Source organism: Desulfobacula sp., from assembly GCF_030145145.1.
Lineage (GTDB): Bacteria > Desulfobacterota > Desulfobacteria > Desulfobacterales > Desulfobacteraceae > Desulfobacula.
On record NZ_JAQYWD010000010.1, the window covers coordinates 1 to 18,137 of the forward strand.

Here is an 18,137-nt window from a genome sequence, read left to right on the forward strand (position 1 = left end):
CCGCCACAAGTGTAGCCCGGCATAGAGCCTGTCAACATAGCCCATCCAGCGAAGGAAAGGTAATCTGGTCTGAACGGGTATGGGATATTCATAAAAAGTTACATGCGATTGCCCTGCGGCAATCCTAACAGGAAGTTCACTTTTCTCCTCTGGTTCCATCCGATTCTATATCCAAGGATATATAAATGCTTAAACCCTTTTTATGGGAAAGTGTAAAAAAAATTTGTGAGAAAGTTTTAAATTATAGTATAGTTCAAGAAGATCGGTATGGGAATGTGTGAAAATAGCCAGATATCATTAAAAATTTTTCAGACAGGAATCAAGGTCAAATGATGAATACCAATGAGAAAATAGCGTGTGTCAGACAATGGATGAAGGACAATGAACTGGCCGCACTTGTCGTCCCAAGCGGTGACCCCCACCAGAGTGAATATGTGGCCGAACACTGGCAGGCAAGAAAATGGCTCACCGGGTTCTCCGGTTCGGCCGGAACAGCGGTGATTACCCTTGACCATGCCATTCTATGGACGGATTTTAGATACTACATCCAGGCTGAAAAACAGATCGCGGACTCACATTTCAAGCTGTATAAAATGGGAGAACCGTCAGTCCCCTCCGTTGAAAAATGGTTGTCAGAGAATCTGGAATCCGGCGATACCATCGGTATTGATGGAAATGTGGTCAGCATGGCAAATGTGGAAAAGATTGAAGCTGATTTTGAAACCAAAGGTCTGTTGTTGAAGACAACCATTGATATGATCAAGGATATCTGGGTCGACAGGCCAGCCCGACCGATGTCCAATGCTTTTTCGTTGTCAAAACGATATACGGGAAATCGCCGGCAAGAAAACATCAAGGTCATCCGGGAACAGATGAATGCCCTGGGAGCGGCGTATCATTTGATGGCAACCCTTGATGATATTGCCTGGACGTTGAATCTTCGGGGACAGGATATCCATACCAATCCGGTGAACATTGCTTTTGTCTTGATTGCCCCGGAAACGGTATCTTTATTTGTCAGCAAACAAAAAATCAGCCATGATCTTGAACAGGAATTGAACCGGGATGGTATTGTCCTTGTTGAATATGACGGCATCATGGATGCCTTATCCCAGATTCAAGACAGCCAGACGATTCTGATAGATCCTGAAAATACCAGTTACAGATTGTATCAGTCGATCAATAAAACCTGCAAGATTATAAAAAAACCCAATCCAGCCATTGCACTGAAGGCAATAAAAAATGAGACACAAATTGCTCATTTGAGACAGACAGCTGTTAAAGATGGGGTGGCGGTGGTTCATTTTCTTTTCTGGCTGGAACATCAACCGGCAGATGCACAAATTACCGAACGGTCTGTTGCCGATAAACTGTATGCATTTCGAAAAAGTCAGGCGTTGTTTGTGGACAACAGCTTTGATCCGATTATGGCGTATCAGGATCATTCAGCCATGTGTCACTATACGGCAACCAAAGAATCCGATGCGGTCATTGGCCGAAACGGGATGTTTTTAACCGATTCCGGGGGCAATTATTTTACCGGTACCACCGATATTACCCGGACCATTTTTCGGGGAGAACCGTCAAAACAGGAAAAAATAGATTATACCCTGGTGCTCAAAGGTCATATTGCTGTGGCAACAACCTTGTTTCCCAGCGGCACTAAAGGTTTTCAGATTGATACGCTTGCCCGGCAGTATTTGTGGCAGCAGGGCATGGATTTTGGTCATGGTACAGGGCATGGCGTGGGGTTCTTTTTATGTGTTCATGAAGGCCCGGCGAAAATAAGCCCCCATCCGGTTGATGTCAAACTTGAAAAGGGCATGGTACTGACCAATGAGCCCGGCCTCTATAGAGAGGGCCGGTATGGTATCCGGCTGGAAAACATGATTCTTGTGGACCAGGCCTTTGAAAATGAGTTCGGGACATTTATGAAATTTGAGAACTTGACGCTGTGTCATTTTGAAAGAAATTTGATGGCCGGGGATCTGTTGTCCAGTGACGAAAAAGAGTGGATCAATGCCTATCATGCCATGGTAAATGAAAAACTGTCTCCCCATCTGGATGCAGCAGTGGCATCCTGGCTCAGGGAAAAAACCCGGCCCATTTAAATGGGGAATCCATTGCCGTTGGGGAAAATGCGTGCTATAAAAGAGACAGTCACTATTCATTCTATGGGGCCATCCCCCTGATGTGTTCATCCGGGACCTGTTCTTTATCGGTCATGTTTTTATATGAAAAGAATATCACCACAGAGCTCACAGAGGATACCTCTGTGGTCTCTGTGGTTAAAACATTTTTCATGATTTGTTGTGCCCACCAGGGCATGGGGGGTATTAAGAAATGAAATGATGGCAGGACTCATAAAAATATGGGTATGTTTTTTATATATTGGTATGCTTTTTGTATGAAATATTTTTTATAAGATATAAGAATTGTACCAGAAGAGCGATAGAAGGGAATAAACCTGGTAACAATCGTCTATTAATTAAAATAAGGAGAAATATTATGGTTAGCTGGTTATGTAGTAAATGCGGGTATACGCTTGAAGCTGAAACGCCGCCGGAAGAATGTCCGTCCTGCAAGAGTGACTGTTCCTTTGTTGACAACTCCTGCTATACACCCGATTGCGCAGGAAAGCCAAATGACCCCCAGATCAAGGGTGGAGAATAAATGTCAGATACGATAAACCGGATTTCAGGAGGCTGTTATGACAAAAAAATACAGAATAAAAACGTCTTGTCCCCAGTGTGGATGTTCAGAAGTCGCTCACCTGTCTGAAGCGGAAATGAAAAAACGATATGGTGATGTTCCCAATATTGAACTTGACTGTCACGAGTGCATGATGCGGATGGACGCAGACATTGAGGAAGACACCGGCTCGGATGGATGATCAGATCGCCAGTGCCAAAGCGTATCACTGGGCAACAAAATATAACCGGCACAGGATAACGCCCCGCGCGCTAGATTTTGATCATTATCCAGTGCCGGTTAAATCGTATGATTTTAAGCATAAAATCAATCTGATAAAGAATCTTTCATCCCTTGATCAAACGGCTTCCATTCTGGTTGATTTTGATGATGAAACCGTGTCCGGTTTTTTATCCCTGGACAACACAAAGGAAGTCCCTCTGGTCTGTGTGACCGTGGGGAGGGATGACCAAATGCCGGGTCATCAAATTGACGCGGGGGTTGCCCTGACCGGGCCCAGGGCAAAACAAAAAAATGTTCAGTTTTCCGGAACCGCCTATCCGCTGCTTCAAAAGATATATAATCTGGGTAAAACAGATTGCCCAAAGCGGTGTACACTTTCCCGACACTTACAGGTAATAACCGGAAAAGCGAAAAAGACCATCCGTCTTTCCGATTTCCAGGCCCTGCCGATAAAAATAAATTATATGGACACGGTCATACACCGACGGTCCAAACGAAATTTCATGTCTGCAGGGCCGGTTAAAAAATGAATGTATGACGGTATCTTTAAATTAATTAAAGGAGTTTAAAAATGGCAGAACCCAAAGATATGTATCAATGCCAGACAACGAATTGCGGTTATATTTATAATCCGGATAAAGGAGACAGAAAAGGAAAGATTGCAAAAGGAACGAAATTTGAAGATCTGCCCGAGGATTGGAAATGCCCGGTTTGCGGTGCCAGTACCAAAGCGTTTAAATGCCTTGGTTAAGTCTGCACTTCGAATGATTAGACAGTTTTTATAAAGGGTAAAAAATAAAAGGAGACGTTGGTATGAAATGGATGCAGTTTTTTACACCGGCCAAATCATTGGATTTTAATGAGGCGGAAAACTATATTGCTCAACACCCGGGAGAGCAGATCACCATACTGGATGTCAGGCAGCCCTCGGAATACCAGGACAGCCATATTCCAGGGGCTGTCCTGATCCCTTTGCCCCAGCTGTCAGACCGGCTGGGTGAGTTGGACCCTGAAAAACCGACCCTGGTCTATTGAGCCGTGGGCGGACGTAGCCGGGTGGCTGCACAGATGCTGGCAGGAAAGGGGTTTAAACACGTCTATAATGTCTCCGGCGGGATAAAGGCCTGGCACGCAAAAACCGCCATTGGACCCCAGGATCTCGGGATGACCCTTTTCAGCGGCAAAGAATCGCCGCTGGATGTGTTAACGGTAGCGTATTCCCTTGAACAGGGGCTGCAGGAATTTTATGTGACCATGGAACAAGAAGCGAAAAATGCGGCCGTAAAAGACCTTTTCGCGAAATTGTCGGAGATTGAAGTGAAACATCAGATGTCTATTTATACGGCATATTGTGACATCAGTGATACACAACTGAGCAAAGAGGCCTTTGAAAAAACGGTTGAAGTAAAGGCCTTGGAAGGCGGTCTGTCTACCCGGGAATATCTGGAACTGTTCAATCCGGATCTGACGTCTGAGACAGACGTCATTTCCCTTGCCATGTCAATAGAAGCCCAGGCCCTGGACCTTTATCAAAGGGTATCATTTAAAATTGAAAACCAGGCATCAAGGGAGATCATCAATAAGATTGCCAATGAAGAAAAAGTACACTTGGCAAGCCTGGCGAAACTCATGGACAGTCTTTAACCTAAAGGTCACACGTAACCTGAAGGTCACACGGAAAAGGAGAAGCTAGCTTGAGAAAAAATCTTGTGCTTGTTGGAGGGGGCCATGCACACATGATGACCCTTGAGAATATCGATACGTTTGTTGAAAAGGGGTTTAAGGTAACGGTGATCGGTCCTTCCTTTCATCACTATTATTCCGGTATGGGACCGGGAATGCTGGGCGGGACCTATACACCGAAGGATATCCGATTTGAGACAAAAATGGTGGTTCAAAAACAGGGGGGCGTTTTTGTAAAGGACAAGGTGGTCCGGATCGACCCGGGGAAAAAAGAGATTTATACACAGACCGGTCATACGTTTCCCTATGATGTCCTTTCCTTTAATGCGGGCAGTTATGTTCCCATGCCGGAAACGTTTGAAAACAGTGATACGGTTTTTTCGGTTAAACCCATTGAAAAACTCATGGAAGCAGCGGATAAACTCAAGGCCCTTTTTGCGATGAAAAAGGGTGTTGTCAGTATCGTTGGCGGTGGCCCCTCATCTGCAGAAGTGGCGGGTAATGTCTGGCAGCTGGCAAGAAAAATGAACCAGCATCTGCCGGAAATCCATATTTTTGCCGGTAAAAAATTCATGTCCCGGTTTCCTGATAAAGTGCGATTAAGGGTTATTGCTTCCCTTAAAAAAAGGGGGGTTCTCATCCATGAGACCGGTTATGTCAAAGACGTCAAATCCCATGAAATTTGTCTTGACTCCGGCGATACATTTTCAACCGATTTTATTTTCATGGCCATGGGGGTCAAACCCTCGACTATTTTTGAGGCATCCGGTCTGCCTGTGGGGCCGGACAAAGGGCTTCTGGTAAATCAATACCTGCAGTCTGTCAGCTATCCTGACATATTCGGCGGTGGGGATTGTATCTGCTTTAAAGATCAACCGCTGGATAAGGTGGGGGTATATGCGGTTCGACAAAACCCGGTTCTGCTGCACAACCTGATGGCAGCCCTGGAAGGCGGCACACTTGAGGTGTTTGATCCGGGGCCTGATTATCTGTTGATTTTTAACATCGGCGGTGGACAGGGGGTATTAAAGAAAAACAGTCTGGTGTTTGGCGGGAAAATGGCCTTTATGGTGAAAGACTATATTGACCGTAAATTCATGAAGAAATTTCAGGCCATTGAAAAGCAGATATAACCGGCCCTTTTGCAATGGTCATCAAGGATTGAAAACGGGGTAAAAAAGGAAAACACGAATGAAAAAAAACCAGGGATTCAAGGTCGCACTGTTGGTTGTAATCGCCGGGCTAATCGTCCTGTTTTTCTGGTTTGATCTGGATCACAATTTTTCGCTGGCCAGCCTGAAAAATAAACTGGATGCCTTCAACGATTATTACGGTGAGCATAACGTTACCACCATGATAATTTACATGGCCGTTTATATCCTCATGGCGGCTTTGTCCCTTCCCGGTGCTGTCATGATGACCCTGGCAGGTGGTGCCGTGTTCGGGGTCATTTACGGGACGCTTCTGGTTTCCTTTGCCAGTTCCATCGGTGCGACCCTTGCTTTTCTATTTTCCCGGTACCTGTTCAGGGACTGGGTTCAGCATAAATTTTCTTCAAAGCTTGCTGCCATTAACAGGGGGATAGAAAAAGAGGGGGGGTTTTACCTGTTTACGTTAAGGCTTGTGCCGGCGTTTCCTTTTTTTGTGATCAACCTGGTGATGGGGTTGACCCCGCTGCGGCCAAGCGTTTTTTATATGGTTTCCCAAGTCGGCATGCTGCCTGGAACCCTGGTGTTTGTCAATGCGGGAACTCAGTTGGCTAAAATCGAATCAGCCGGTGGGATTTTATCGTTGAACCTTCTGGTGTCCTTTGCCCTGCTGGGGATTTTTCCGATTATCGCCAAACGATTCACCGCGGCTGTAAGGCAGCGGAAGGTATGGGCTAAATTTATAAAGCCCAGGACATATGACTATAATCTGGTGGTCATCGGTGCGGGATCTGCCGGGCTTGTGGCATCCTATATTGCCGCAGCCGTGAATGCAAAAGTCGCTTTGATTGAGGCACATCGGATGGGCGGGGATTGTCTGAATACCGGTTGCATCCCCAGCAAGGCCCTTCTTGCCAGTGCCAAACTTCTCGCCCATGCGAAAAGAGCCAAGGACTATGGGCTGGACACGGCTGAAATCACATTTGATTTTGCAGCGGTCATGGAGCGGATTCAATCTATTATCAAGAAAGTGGCCCCCCATGATTCCATTGACCGGTATACTGAATTGGGGGTGGAGTGTATTCAGGGTCGGGCAACCATCGCATCTCCGTTTGAGGTTTGTGTGGGGGATAGAACCTTAACCACGAAAAATATCATTGTAGCCACCGGTGCAACACCAATGGTGCCTGACCTGCCGGGGCTGGAAAAGATATCCTATCTGACCTCGGATACGATCTGGGATATCCGGACACTGCCCAAAAACCTGGTGGTGCTGGGAGCAGGACCCATTGGGTGTGAGCTGGCCCAGGGGTTCGCAAGACTGGGGTCAAAGGTGACCCTTGTCCAGAGGGGTTCCCGGATAATGAAAAAGGAAGATCCCGATGCCGCCCAAATTGTATTAAACCGGTTTCAGGCTGAAGGCATTGAGGTGTTGTTGACGCATGCTGCCAAATCAGTGGACGTTGTGGGGGAGGAGAAACAACTGATTTGTGAACATCAGGGAAAAGAGGTCCGGATAAAATTTGATGAGATTCTGATTGCCCTTGGCAGAGTACCGAATGTTAAGGGATTTGGTCTTGAAGAACTGGGGGTTGATATATCCCGGAATCAACAGATTGAAACCAATGAATTTTTACAGACCAATTATCCCAATATTTATTGCAGTGGCGATGTGCATGGCCGGTATCAGTTTACCCACACGGCAGCCCACGAATCCTGGTATGCGTCTGTCAATGCATTGTTTGGCAGATTAAAAAAATTCAGCGTGGATTATGATACCATTCCATGGGCAACCTATACGGATCCTGAAGTGGCCAGGGTCGGCATTAATGAGACAGAGGCCACCCTGGCCGGGATGGATTATGAGATGGTTAAATATGGCATTGATGACCTTGACCGGGCCATTGCAGATTCTGAAGATCATGGATTTGTAAAGGTTTTGACGGTACCGGGAAAGGATAAAATATTGGGGGTTACCATTGTGGGGCATCATGCGGCTGACGTAATTTCCGAGTTTGTGCTTGCAATGAAGCACGGAATAGGGTTGAATAAAATCCTTGGGACCATCCACATTTATCCCACAATGGCGGAAGCCAATAAGTATGCAGCCGGGGTGTGGAAGAGAGTTCATGCACCTAAAAAATTACTTGTATGGGTGGGGAAATACCACGACTGGATGCGAAAATAAACAAGTTGTCAGATGTAAAATAAATTATTTAAAAATGGAGGAAAATTAAAAATGAAAGTAACGATTACCAAACAGTGCATGGGTGACAGGAACTGCAACGATCTTTGTCCTGAAGTGTTTGAATATGATGAAGATCAATTAAAATCTACGATTAAAATGGATGAGATTCCGGAACATCTTAAAGCCATTGTTCGTCAGGCAGCCGATGAATGCGGTGCGGATGCCATTATTATTGAAGAATAAAAAAGAAGGTGTCTATGGTTAAGTTCAGGGAAAGCCAGACAGCGATTAATCTTCATACGTCCTTTGCAGCAGAGACCCAGGCCAGAACACGGTATGATTTTTTTGCCAACAAAGCCCGGGATGAGGGGTATATCCAGATTGCGAAAATCTTCCAAGAAACGGCAGGCCAGGAATTTGAACATGCCCTGCGGTTTTTTAAATTTTTCAACGGGGGGGAGCTTGAAATACAATGGACCTTTCCCACTGGTGTGATCAAGGATACCCATGCCAACCTTCTTTCGGCGGCCGCATTGGAAAAATATGTCAGTGAGGACATGTATGCCAAATTTGCCAAAATCGCTGAAGATGAAGGGTTTGAGAGAGCAAAAGATACGTTTGTCAATATTATTGTCGCTGAAAAGCACCATGAAAAGCTCTACCTTGAGCTGGCCGACAATATTGCAGCGGACAGGGTCTTTCAACGAGACGATGAACGCGTCTGGCGGTGCCTGAGCTGTGGATACATTCACACGGGAAAAGCAGCCCCCCAAAAGTGCCCGGCTTGTGTGAAGCCCGCCGGTTTTTTTGAGTTGCTGTGTGAAAATTGGTAAATTGTAAATGAGACACAGCAAATGAGACATAATGGTCTCATTTGCTGTGTCTCATGTCTGTGGCGATCATTTCGTTTCAGCATGTTTTATCCTCTCTGGGTGCAGAAAGCCTTTTCATTCATAGGATTCTGGTCAAATCAATGCCAACGGCATAAAATTTGCATTTCATTTCATCAGAGTATGAATAAGATTGGATCTGATATAAAAAAACCGGAGGTGGTTATGCAGCTGAATGATATAAAAGAAAATTTTAACCTGGTCAATTCAGTGGACTGGGATATGACCCCTGAAGAAGCCATTGCGCTTCATCTTGAGTGGGGACCGTTAAGATCTCAAGCCTATTATAATTCAAGGGATAATGAGAATGAAACCGTGTATTTCGTCATCAATACGTGGAAAAATCCGCCGATTCTGACCCTGGTCAGGCGGAAAGGGTTTGATTCGGAAGAATTGGGAGATTTCAGGCTTCCGAGAAATCTTGAGACAGAGTTCATGAAGGGAATCGGTCAATACAGGGGGGTATATGCAGTTGAAGGAAAGGTTAGAGAGTGGCTTAAAAAGGAGCTTGCCGTTTAGGTTCAAACGTGTCACCACCCGCTTAACCTTCCATTGCCGGATGTTCGGGGCAGAAATGCCGTATTCACATTTCTGCCCCGAAGGGTTTTTTTATGTGTTGTTTTTATTGTTTTCTATAAAATCTTTTACCATCATATCTCCCAGTTTTTTTGATCGCTTTGCAGCGGCTTCCACTGCATTTATCAGGGTGGTTCTAAGTCCTCCCTGCTCCAGGGTATGGATGCCGGCAATGGCTGTTCCGCCGGGAGAGGCCACCCGGTCTTTGAGCTGTCCCGGGTGCTCTTTGGAGTCAAGCAACAGTTTTGCTGCGCCAAGGACGGTCTGGGTGGATAGAAATAGAGAATCTTTCCTTGACAGCCCCATTTTGACGCCCGCATCTGCCAGGGCGTCCACAATAATGAAGATATAAGCCGGACCGCTGCCGCTCAAGCCGGTGAAGGCATCCATGAGGACATTTTCCTGGATAAAGACTGTTTTTCCGACAGAATCAAAAATGGCTCTTGCCAGGGCCACATCTTCTTTTGATGCATATTCTCCGGCGGCAATGGCAGTGGCACTTTCTTTAACAAATGCACAGATATTGGGCATGACCCGGATGAGACGAAGCTCCTTATGGAGCCCTGATGCGATGGCAGCCAGTGGTACACCGGCTGCAATGGAAATGATCAGTTTCGATTGATCCAGCACCGCTGCGGTTTCTTTTAAGACCGATCCCAGGATCTGGGGTTTTGTGGCAAAGATGACGATTTCAGATTGCTGGGCCACTTTAATATTGTCAGTAGTGGTGGAGACCCTGTATTTGTTGTGAATGTCTTCCAAAAGATTTTCTGAAATATCTGAACAGATAATATTTTCAGGTTTTGCTGCTTTGGAAAGAACCAACCCACTGATCAACGCTTCCCCCATATTTCCACTTCCAATAAATCCTATTTTTTTTTCCTGCAGCATAGTGACGATACTCCTTCGTATGATTGATTAAAAAAATTATATTAAGCCGTTAAAATTAATATAGTCAAGATAAATTTCTACCTGTGCGGTTAGTTTTTAATCATTGACCATTCGTTTTTTTATAAAACGGTTCAACATCTTTTTTGCCGCTAATGGCTAACCGCACAGATCGATAAATTCTGGACCCGATGGGCAGGTTTTATGGGCCATTGCTTGGCAAAGGGCGATATGATTCCATGCTTTTTAGAATTTACTAGATAGTTCTTATCGAAAGTATAATTTATGAAAAATAGCCTATTCTTTTTGTTAAAATGGCTTATATAAAGGGATATTTGATTTTTTAAAAACATTGACCCCAATGTAATTTAAGGTTATATTAATTAAAAATATATCGAGTACAACCTAAAAATCAATCAAGGAATGTTGTTTTATGAAATATGAATCATATACCCTTAAGAACTATCATAAGATGTCAAAGTTAAAATTTCTGCCCGAAACCGATATCTTTGACATGGCTGTCGTGGGAAGGGTCCTGCCCTTTAAAACAAACAATTATGTGGTGGATGAATTGATCGATTGGGACCACTATGCAGATGACCCATTATTTACCATTAATTTCCCCCAAAAAAAATTCATGGACCCGAAGCACTTCGACATTATCTCCGATTGTTTGACCTCCCATGCGGACCGCTTTGCGATGGATAAAGCCGTTGATGGCATACGGCTGGCGTTGAATCCCCACCCCGCGGGTCAACTGGATTATAATATCCCGGAAATGGAAGGAAACAAGGTCAGCGGCATTCAGCATAAATATTCGGAAACCATGCTGGTATTTCCGGCCCAGGGCCAAACCTGTCATGCCTATTGTACTTTTTGCTTCAGGTGGCCGCAGTTTACCGGCATGAGTGAGCATAGGATGGCGTTGAAACAGGCGGAAGTTTCCGCTCAATACCTGAAATGTCATCCTGAAATTACAGATGTCCTCCTTACCGGTGGTGATCCTATGATTATGAATGCCAGTCGCCTGGAGGTCTATATCAATGCGTTATTGACATCCGGTGCTGCCAATCTAAAAACCATCAGGATTGGTACAAAATCGCTTTCTTTCTGGCCCTACAGGTATCTGACAGATACGGATTCCGAAAAAATACTGGAACTTTTCAGAAAGGTTACCGATGCCGGTATTCACCTGTCCATTATGGCCCATATTAATCATCACAGGGAGATGTCCACCAGTGCTTTCCGTGAGGCTGTGAAACGGATCAGGGAGACCGGAGCGGTTATCAGAGCCCAGTCGCCTGTCTTGAATCATGTAAACGCGGCATCAGATATATGGGAAAAAATGTGGTTAGACCAGGTGAGTCTGGGTATTATTCCCTATTACATGTTTGTTCCCAGAAATACCGGCGCCCACAGATTTTTTTCACTCCCCCTGGTAAAGACCTATGAAATTTTCAGAGAGGCGTTCAGTCATGTGAGTGGCCTTGCCAGAACCGTCAGGGGGCCGAGTATGTCAGCATTGCCCGGAAAGATCAAAATCAATGGAATACCCGAGATAAATGGGAAAAAGGTTATCTCAATGTCGTTTATCCAGGCAAGGTCTTCGGACTGGGTGGAGAAACCATTTTTTGCTGAATATCATGACACCGCCTGCTGGATTAATGAATTAAAACCTGCTTTTGGAGAAACGGATTTCTTTTTTGAACGGGATGATACTGACGCTTCGGGACTGAATGCGTTTGATGATGACACCGGCATCCTTTCTTCAATTATGGCATTGAGCTGACACCGGTGGGGATTTCCTTGAACAGGTAAAAAATTTGTTGCTTTTTAGTCAATTATTCGCCAAATAATATCAAGAATCAATTTTAAAGGATGGAAAAGTGGATCAGGTTAATAATTTACGGTGCAAAGAGCTCCTTGTTTTATTGAGGAAAATGACACAGGCCCTTTATATCCATTCGAAACACCTGAGTAAAAATTTCGGGTTGACCGGTCCCCAGCTGATTATTCTTCAGGAATTGTTAAATGGAGAAATTACGGTTTCTGAACTGGCACGACGGGTCAGTTTGAGCCAGGGAACGGTAACGGATATCATCCACAGGCTTGAGAATAAACATCTGATCATCAAAAGGCGGAGCAACCAAGACAAACGGCGAGTCATGATTACCCTTTCAGAAGAATGCAGGCATATCCTGGATCTGGCCCCCCCGCCACTTCAGGAAGCATTTGCAGATTCTTTTACCCGGTTGGAAGAATGGGAACAATTGATGATTTTAAGTTCCATGAACAAAATTGTAAAAATGATGTCTGTTGAAAAAATGGGTGCGTCCGCTGTTCCTGTCTCCAATCCCGTGAAAATACCGTCTTGAAAAATTGTTTGAATTTCTCCGGTCTGGTCCTCAAATCACATGTTTGTCATGATGGAAAATAAAATTGACAGTCAGGCATACAAAACATCATGATATCGTTAAAAGACAATCTGGAGTGCCTCTACTCGCAGTATAATAAACGCGACTATGTGGACCCTGATCCGCTTTTGTTCCTGTATGATTATCCTGAAAAGAAAAACCGGGAGATCGCAGGATTTATTGCGGCCTGTTTTGCCTATGGGCGGGTTGTGATGATTATGAAAACAGTGGACTATATTCTGGGTAAACTGCTGCCCACGCCTTTTGAATATCTCATGACCCGGACGAAGAAAGATATGGCACATGATTTTAAAGGCTTTCGATATCGGTTTGCCAATGATACTCACCTGACCGCCCTTTTATGGGGGATCCGGGATGTTTTACAGGGGTTTTCCTCCCTGGAAAATTGTTTTTATGCCGGAACAACCCTTGCCGATGAAACGGTCCTGCCAGGCCTTGCCTTTCTTTCTGACCAGATAACCCATAACAAGTCAATGGGTCATCTGCTGGCGGATCCGAAAAAGAAGAGCGCCTGCAAACGAAGCCACCTGTTTTTGCGTTGGATGGTACGAAAAGATCGGGTGGATCCGGGCGGATGGGCGAAGATAAGCCCAGCCAGATTGATCATCCCTTTGGACACCCACATGTATAAAACAGGACTCCTGCTTGGATTCACAAAACGAAAGAGTCTGGATTTAAAAACAGCGCTTGACATTACCCGGGGATTCAGGGGTATTTTAAGGGAAGATCCCGTTAAATATGATTTTTGTCTGACCCGGTTTGGTATCCGGAAGGAATTGGGCATGGACGATTTGCAGTCGGTTGTCTGCCGGTGACAGAGGAAAGGGTGATGATATGACATACATGGGCGCTGGGCTGCCGCCATTGATCCCGGGTATACTGATTCGACGGTATAAACGGTTTCTGGCCGATATAGTGCTTGAAACAGGGGAGCAGGTTACGGCCCACTGCCCGAATTCCGGATCCATGAAAGGGTGTGCGATTCCCGGATCACCGGTCTGGCTGTCCAGGAGTGATAACCCCAAAAGAAAGACCCATTATACCTGGGAACTGATTAAAGTGCCGGAAACCCTCGTCGGCATCAATACCCTGCTGCCCAATAAACTGGTAAAAGCGGCCATTGAAAATGGTATGATAGAAGAGCTGTCCGGCTATGACAGGGTGACCGCTGAAGTGAAAACAAGCCGGCACACACGGCTTGATCTGCTGCTGGAAAATCAGGCCAATGAAAAGTGTTATGTGGAGATAAAAAACTGCACCCTGGTGGAAGAGGGGATGGCCATGTTTCCGGATGCGGTGACCACAAGGGGACAAAAGCATCTTGAAGAACTTGAGCGCCTGGTCTCTTTAGGGCACAGGGGGGTGATTTTTTATCTGATCCAGCGGATGGATGCCCGGGCGTTTAAACCGGCAGATATGATTGATAAGGCCTATGCTGAAAAATTGAAAAAAGCCGTAACCCACGGTGTTGAAATTATGATAAGGGACACGATCATTGATACGCAACTGATTCGATTGGGAACCGTCGTCCCGGTTTATCTGTCATGATATCTCAGAAAGGCCCGGTTTGCCGTTGATATTTTAAAAAAAAGGCCCGTCTTTGTTGACATTCTACCACTTTGTAGTATTTTAAACTTATATATTTGGACAAAGCGTAAAACCCTGTGGAGTTTTTATTGAAGGAGACAATTTATGTGGGATTACACAGATGCAGTTAAAGATCATTTTTTAAAACCCCGGAATGTGGGTGAGTTGGAAGGGGCCAATGCCATAGGCGAAACGGGCTCTTTAAATTGTGGTGATGCATTGAAATTATATTTAAAAGTGAATAAAAACGAAAGAATCCTTGATGCATCTTTTATGACCTTTGGATGTGCCAGCGCAGTGGCATCGTCATCTGCGTTGACGGAGATCATTAAGGGAATGACCCTTGATGAAGCGTCAAAGGTAACCAATGATGATATTTCCGATTATCTGGGGGGTCTGCCAAAAGAAAAAATGCATTGTTCCGTCATGGGACAGTCTGCTTTGAAAAAAGCCATTGCCAATTTCCGAGGGGTCCAGATCCTCGAAAAACCTGGCGAGATGGTATGTGAGTGCTTTGACGTAACAGATCTTGAGATCATTGACGCGGTAAAGGCAAATGACCTTAAAACCACCGAGGATGTGACGAATTACCTGAAAGCCGGGGGGGGATGTGGTAAGTGCCTGGAAAGGATTGAACAAGTGATTGAATCTGTTAAAGCCAAAGGATAATTTGAAAACATGAACATTATATATACGGACAATAATGCCACAACAAAAGTTGCAGATGAAGTTCTGGAAGAGATGTTGCCTTATTTTGGGGAATTATACGGCAACCCCTCTTCCATGCATACCTTTGGCGATAAAGTTGGCAAAAAACTCAAACAGGCAAGACAACGGGTGGCGGATTTCATCAATGCAGATCCGGATGAAATCATTTTCACCAGCTGCGGCACAGAAAGTGATAATGCCGCTATTTTTTCTGCCATTAACGCGTACCCTGAAAAAAAACATATCATCACGTCCAATGTCGAACATCCTGCCATTAATAACCTTTACAAACATCTGGAAAAGACACAGGGATATGCGGTTACCTATGTTCCGGTGGATAAAAAAGGCCGTCTCAATCTGGCGTTGTTGTACAGCAGCATGTCCGATAATACGGCGATTGCTTCATTCATGTGGGCAAACAATGAGACAGGGGTGTTGTTTCCCATTGCAGATATTGCAAAAAAGGCCAGAGAAAAGGGAATCCTGTTTCATACGGATGCGGTTCAGGCCGCCGGTAAACTTCCCATTGATGTGAAAGCCAACGGAGTGGATATGTTATCGCTTTCCGGGCATAAGATTCATGCGCCAAAAGGAATAGGCGTGCTGTATGTGAAAAAGGGATTTAAGTTTTCTTCCTTTCTGATTGGCGGACACCAGGAGAAAGGGCGGCGGGGGGGTACGGAAAATACCGCATCCATTATCGGACTTGGAAAAGCCTGTGAGCTGGCCCAGAAAAATCTGCCCGTTATGAATACCCGTGTCAGGGAACTTCGGGACTACCTGCAAAACCAGCTCCTTGAAAAAATACCCAGCTGTTCGGTCAATGGCGATCTCGAGCAGAGACTGCCCAATACCGTGTCCATAGGGTTTGATGCCGTGGAAGGAGAATCTATTCTTTTGATGCTGGACCGTGAGGGCATTTGTGCGTCATCCGGATCTGCCTGTACATCCGGTTCTCTGGACCCTTCCCATGTTCTGATGGCCATGGAAGTGCCGTTTAAGTCAGCCCATGGGTCCATTCGGTTTTCGTTGTCCCATTATAACACAAAGGATGAAATGGATCGTATCATTACAGCCCTTGTTCCCGTGATCCAGAAATTAAGAGACATGTCGCCGTTCTGGAAAGATGGGCGAGTGGTTTAAAATGCCTGACAATGGATCCCCTCCCAACGTGGGGGGGATCATATGATTGGATTTGAACAGTTTAATTTTTGAACAGGTCTGTGCTCATGTATCGTTCGCCGGTATCACAGACGATAAATACAATGGTTTTACCGTTGTTCTCCGGGCGGGCGGCAACGATCCTGGCCGCATGAAAGGACGCACCCGATGAAATTCCGCACAGAATGCCTTCGTCCCGGGCAAGATCTTTTGCCCCTTGAAACGCGTCTTCGTTTTTAATCGTAACAATTTCATCGAGAATGTCTATATTGAGATTTTCAGGGATAAAGCCGGCGCCAATCCCCTGAATTTTGTGGGGACCCGGGAGTCCTCCGGAAATCACAGGCGAATCCGCCGGTTCCACTGCAATGGATTTTATCTTGGGATTTTTCTGTTTCAGTACTTCTGATACCCCGGTAATGGTCCCACCCGTACCCACGCCGGCCACAAAAATATCAATTTTCCCCTGGGTATCCTTCCAGATTTCCATTGCAGTGGTTTGCCGATGGATCTCCGGGTTGGCAGGGTTGGAAAACTGGTCCGGCATGAAGGCATTGGGCGTTTCCCTGAGGATCTTTTGGGCTTCTGCGATGGCGCCTTTCATGCCCTTTGATCCTTCGGTGAGGACAAGGGTCGCCCCTAGATGTTTTAAAAGCTGTCGCCGTTCAATGCTCATGGTTTCCGGCATGGTTAATATCAATTTCAACCCTTTGACCCGGGCGACAAAGGCAAGGGCAATACCGGTATTGCCACTGGTGGGTTCTACTATGGTGGTGCCGGAGTTAATTTTTTTTGTTTTCAGGCCATCTTCAATCATGGCCAGTCCGATCCGGTCTTTAACGCTTCCGGCCGGGTTGAAAAATTCAACTTTTGCATACAGGGTTGCCCCGGTTTCCAAGCTTGCCGATTTGATATATACCAAGGGGGTATTGCCGCAGGTTTTTGTGATGTCAGACCGGGTATTCATGGTTCATCTCCTTCTGGGTTTCCTGGTGTTTGTAAATCAGGCGGGGCGATTCGATAAATACTTTGGTGTCCGCCGGGATAGATTGGGTCAGCCAGGCATTGCCCCCGACAACACACCGGGCCCCGATGATGGTTTCTCCACCCAGGATGGTGGCACCGGAATAGATGATGACATCATCTTCAATGGTGGGATGGCGTTTGGCACCCCGAAGTTTTTCTCCGGCATTGGGGGGCAGTGACAATGCCCCGATGGTGACATTTTGATAAATTCTAACGTTGTTTCCAATAACACTTGTTTCCCCTATAACGATACCTGTTCCATGATCAATGACAAACCGTTTCCCGATGGTTGCCCCGGGATGAATATCAATCCCGGTGAGGCTATGGGCATGTTCCGACATGATTCTCGGCAGCTGGGGAACGCCCTGTTTAAATAGAATGTTGGCAATTCTGTAGACCGTTATGGCGTATAATCCGGGATAAGAAAAAATGACCTCATCGTGACTTTTTGCTGCAGGATCGCCATCATAGGCACCTTTTACATCTTCTGCCAAGGCCCTTCGAAGGTCTGGAATCCGCTGGATGACCTTTAGCGCCACGTCATTGCCATGGCGTTCACATTCGGAACAGGTTTGCCCGTAGCGCAAACAATCATGCCTGAGGACGTGAATGATCTGTTCGGATAGAATATCATACAGCTGAGAAATTCCCTGACCCAAGTTGTAGACCATGTTTGCCCCGTCAATTTTTTCTTTTGAAAAATAACCCGGAAAGAGGATCTCTCTGAATTGATCAATCATCTCCTTTACAGAGGTTGAAAAATGAATGGGCTCATCCCCGATATGGGCAAAGCTTCTGTCATCGTCTATGGACTTCAGAATGGCGGTAATGGCCGTTGACAAATCTTTGCGAGCCTCGGAGGCATTTTCTCTTCCGATCTGGCATAAATTATCTTTTAAAAAATCATCCATTA

20 protein-coding genes are annotated in these 18,137 nt (G+C 45.6%); 17 read left to right on the top strand and 3 right to left on the bottom strand.

The window, feature by feature from the left end; genetic code table 11:
- Window positions 1–329 precede the first annotated feature (329 nt).
- The 11 genes from Q1Q15_RS07145 (at window position 330) to Q1Q15_RS07195 (ending at window position 9,362) form a co-directional block, all read left to right on the top strand.
- On the top strand, window positions 330–2,111 hold the full coding sequence (locus Q1Q15_RS07145; protein ID WP_300458014.1) for an aminopeptidase P family protein: 1,782 nt from the start codon (window positions 330–332) through the stop codon (window positions 2,109–2,111).
- 397 nt (window positions 2,112–2,508) lie between these two features.
- A complete protein-coding gene (locus tag Q1Q15_RS07150) occupies window positions 2,509–2,673 on the top strand; it encodes a rubredoxin-like domain-containing protein (RefSeq protein ID WP_300458015.1) in 165 nt (54 codons plus the stop codon).
- Window positions 2,674–2,710: 37 nt separating this feature from the next.
- Window positions 2,711–2,893: a hypothetical protein gene (locus Q1Q15_RS07155; RefSeq protein WP_300458017.1), complete on the top strand. Its 183-nt coding sequence runs from the start codon at window positions 2,711–2,713 to the stop codon at window positions 2,891–2,893.
- On the top strand, window positions 2,886–3,464 hold the full coding sequence (locus Q1Q15_RS07160; protein ID WP_300458019.1) for a hypothetical protein: 579 nt from the start codon (window positions 2,886–2,888) through the stop codon (window positions 3,462–3,464). Before Q1Q15_RS07155 ends, Q1Q15_RS07160 begins: the two co-directional genes overlap by 8 nt.
- A gap of 41 nt (window positions 3,465–3,505) precedes the next feature.
- Window positions 3,506–3,685, top strand: coding sequence for a rubredoxin (locus tag Q1Q15_RS07165; RefSeq protein ID WP_300458020.1), 180 nt, complete (start codon window positions 3,506–3,508; stop codon window positions 3,683–3,685).
- 62 nt (window positions 3,686–3,747) lie between these two features.
- Window positions 3,748–4,578: a rhodanese-like domain-containing protein gene (locus Q1Q15_RS07170; RefSeq protein ID WP_300458022.1), complete on the top strand. Its 831-nt coding sequence runs from the start codon at window positions 3,748–3,750 to the stop codon at window positions 4,576–4,578.
- A 50-nt stretch (window positions 4,579–4,628) separates the two neighbouring features.
- The gene (locus Q1Q15_RS07175) at window positions 4,629–5,750 is read left to right on the top strand and encodes an FAD-dependent oxidoreductase (protein WP_300458024.1); all 1,122 of its coding nucleotides are present in this window, start codon (window positions 4,629–4,631) and stop codon (window positions 5,748–5,750) included.
- Between the two features lie 58 nt (window positions 5,751–5,808).
- Entirely contained in the window at window positions 5,809–7,953 is a 2,145-nt protein-coding gene (locus tag Q1Q15_RS07180; RefSeq protein ID WP_300458025.1) for a bifunctional TVP38/TMEM64 family protein/FAD-dependent oxidoreductase, read from the top strand.
- 51 nt (window positions 7,954–8,004) lie between these two features.
- Complete coding sequence (locus tag Q1Q15_RS07185) at window positions 8,005–8,196, top strand: ferredoxin (protein WP_300458026.1); 192 nt, start codon at window positions 8,005–8,007, stop codon at window positions 8,194–8,196.
- A 14-nt stretch (window positions 8,197–8,210) separates the two neighbouring features.
- Complete coding sequence (gene rbr / locus Q1Q15_RS07190; protein WP_300458028.1) at window positions 8,211–8,786, top strand: rubrerythrin; 576 nt, start codon at window positions 8,211–8,213, stop codon at window positions 8,784–8,786.
- A 222-nt stretch (window positions 8,787–9,008) separates the two neighbouring features.
- On the top strand, window positions 9,009–9,362 hold the full coding sequence (locus Q1Q15_RS07195; protein ID WP_300458030.1) for a DVU0772 family protein: 354 nt from the start codon (window positions 9,009–9,011) through the stop codon (window positions 9,360–9,362).
- Window positions 9,363–9,452: 90 nt separating this feature from the next.
- Here Q1Q15_RS07195 and proC read toward each other — a convergent pair whose 3' ends face one another.
- On the bottom strand, window positions 9,453–10,310 hold the full coding sequence (gene proC, locus Q1Q15_RS07200) for a pyrroline-5-carboxylate reductase (RefSeq protein WP_300458032.1): 858 nt from the start codon (window positions 10,308–10,310) through the stop codon (window positions 9,453–9,455).
- Window positions 10,311–10,740: 430 nt separating this feature from the next.
- Here proC and Q1Q15_RS07205 point away from each other — a divergent pair, with 430 nt between their 5' ends.
- From Q1Q15_RS07205 to nifS, 6 genes are all read left to right on the top strand, one after another.
- Entirely contained in the window at window positions 10,741–12,096 is a 1,356-nt protein-coding gene (locus Q1Q15_RS07205) for a lysine 2,3-aminomutase (RefSeq protein ID WP_300458033.1), read from the top strand.
- Between the two features lie 97 nt (window positions 12,097–12,193).
- The gene (locus Q1Q15_RS07210) at window positions 12,194–12,682 is read left to right on the top strand and encodes a MarR family transcriptional regulator (RefSeq protein ID WP_300458034.1); all 489 of its coding nucleotides are present in this window, start codon (window positions 12,194–12,196) and stop codon (window positions 12,680–12,682) included.
- An 89-nt stretch (window positions 12,683–12,771) separates the two neighbouring features.
- Entirely contained in the window at window positions 12,772–13,557 is a 786-nt protein-coding gene (locus tag Q1Q15_RS07215; protein WP_300458035.1) for a TIGR02757 family protein, read from the top strand.
- Window positions 13,558–13,576: 19 nt separating this feature from the next.
- Window positions 13,577–14,290, top strand: coding sequence for a DNA/RNA nuclease SfsA (gene sfsA / locus Q1Q15_RS07220; protein WP_300458037.1), 714 nt, complete (start codon window positions 13,577–13,579; stop codon window positions 14,288–14,290).
- A 144-nt stretch (window positions 14,291–14,434) separates the two neighbouring features.
- A complete protein-coding gene (gene nifU / locus Q1Q15_RS07225; RefSeq protein ID WP_300458039.1) occupies window positions 14,435–14,998 on the top strand; it encodes a Fe-S cluster assembly protein NifU in 564 nt (187 codons plus the stop codon).
- A gap of 9 nt (window positions 14,999–15,007) precedes the next feature.
- Entirely contained in the window at window positions 15,008–16,180 is a 1,173-nt protein-coding gene (gene nifS, locus Q1Q15_RS07230) for a cysteine desulfurase NifS (RefSeq protein ID WP_300458040.1), read from the top strand.
- A gap of 61 nt (window positions 16,181–16,241) precedes the next feature.
- Here nifS and cysK read toward each other — a convergent pair whose 3' ends face one another.
- Window positions 16,242–17,165 (bottom strand): cysteine synthase A, encoded by a 924-nt coding sequence (cysK, locus tag Q1Q15_RS07235; RefSeq protein ID WP_300458041.1) that lies wholly within the window; start codon window positions 17,163–17,165, stop codon window positions 16,242–16,244.
- Complete coding sequence (gene epsC, locus Q1Q15_RS07240) at window positions 17,149–18,135, bottom strand: serine O-acetyltransferase EpsC (protein ID WP_300458042.1); 987 nt, start codon at window positions 18,133–18,135, stop codon at window positions 17,149–17,151. The genes cysK and epsC overlap by 17 nt, the downstream gene beginning before the upstream one ends.
- Window positions 18,136–18,137: the final 2 nt, after the last annotated feature.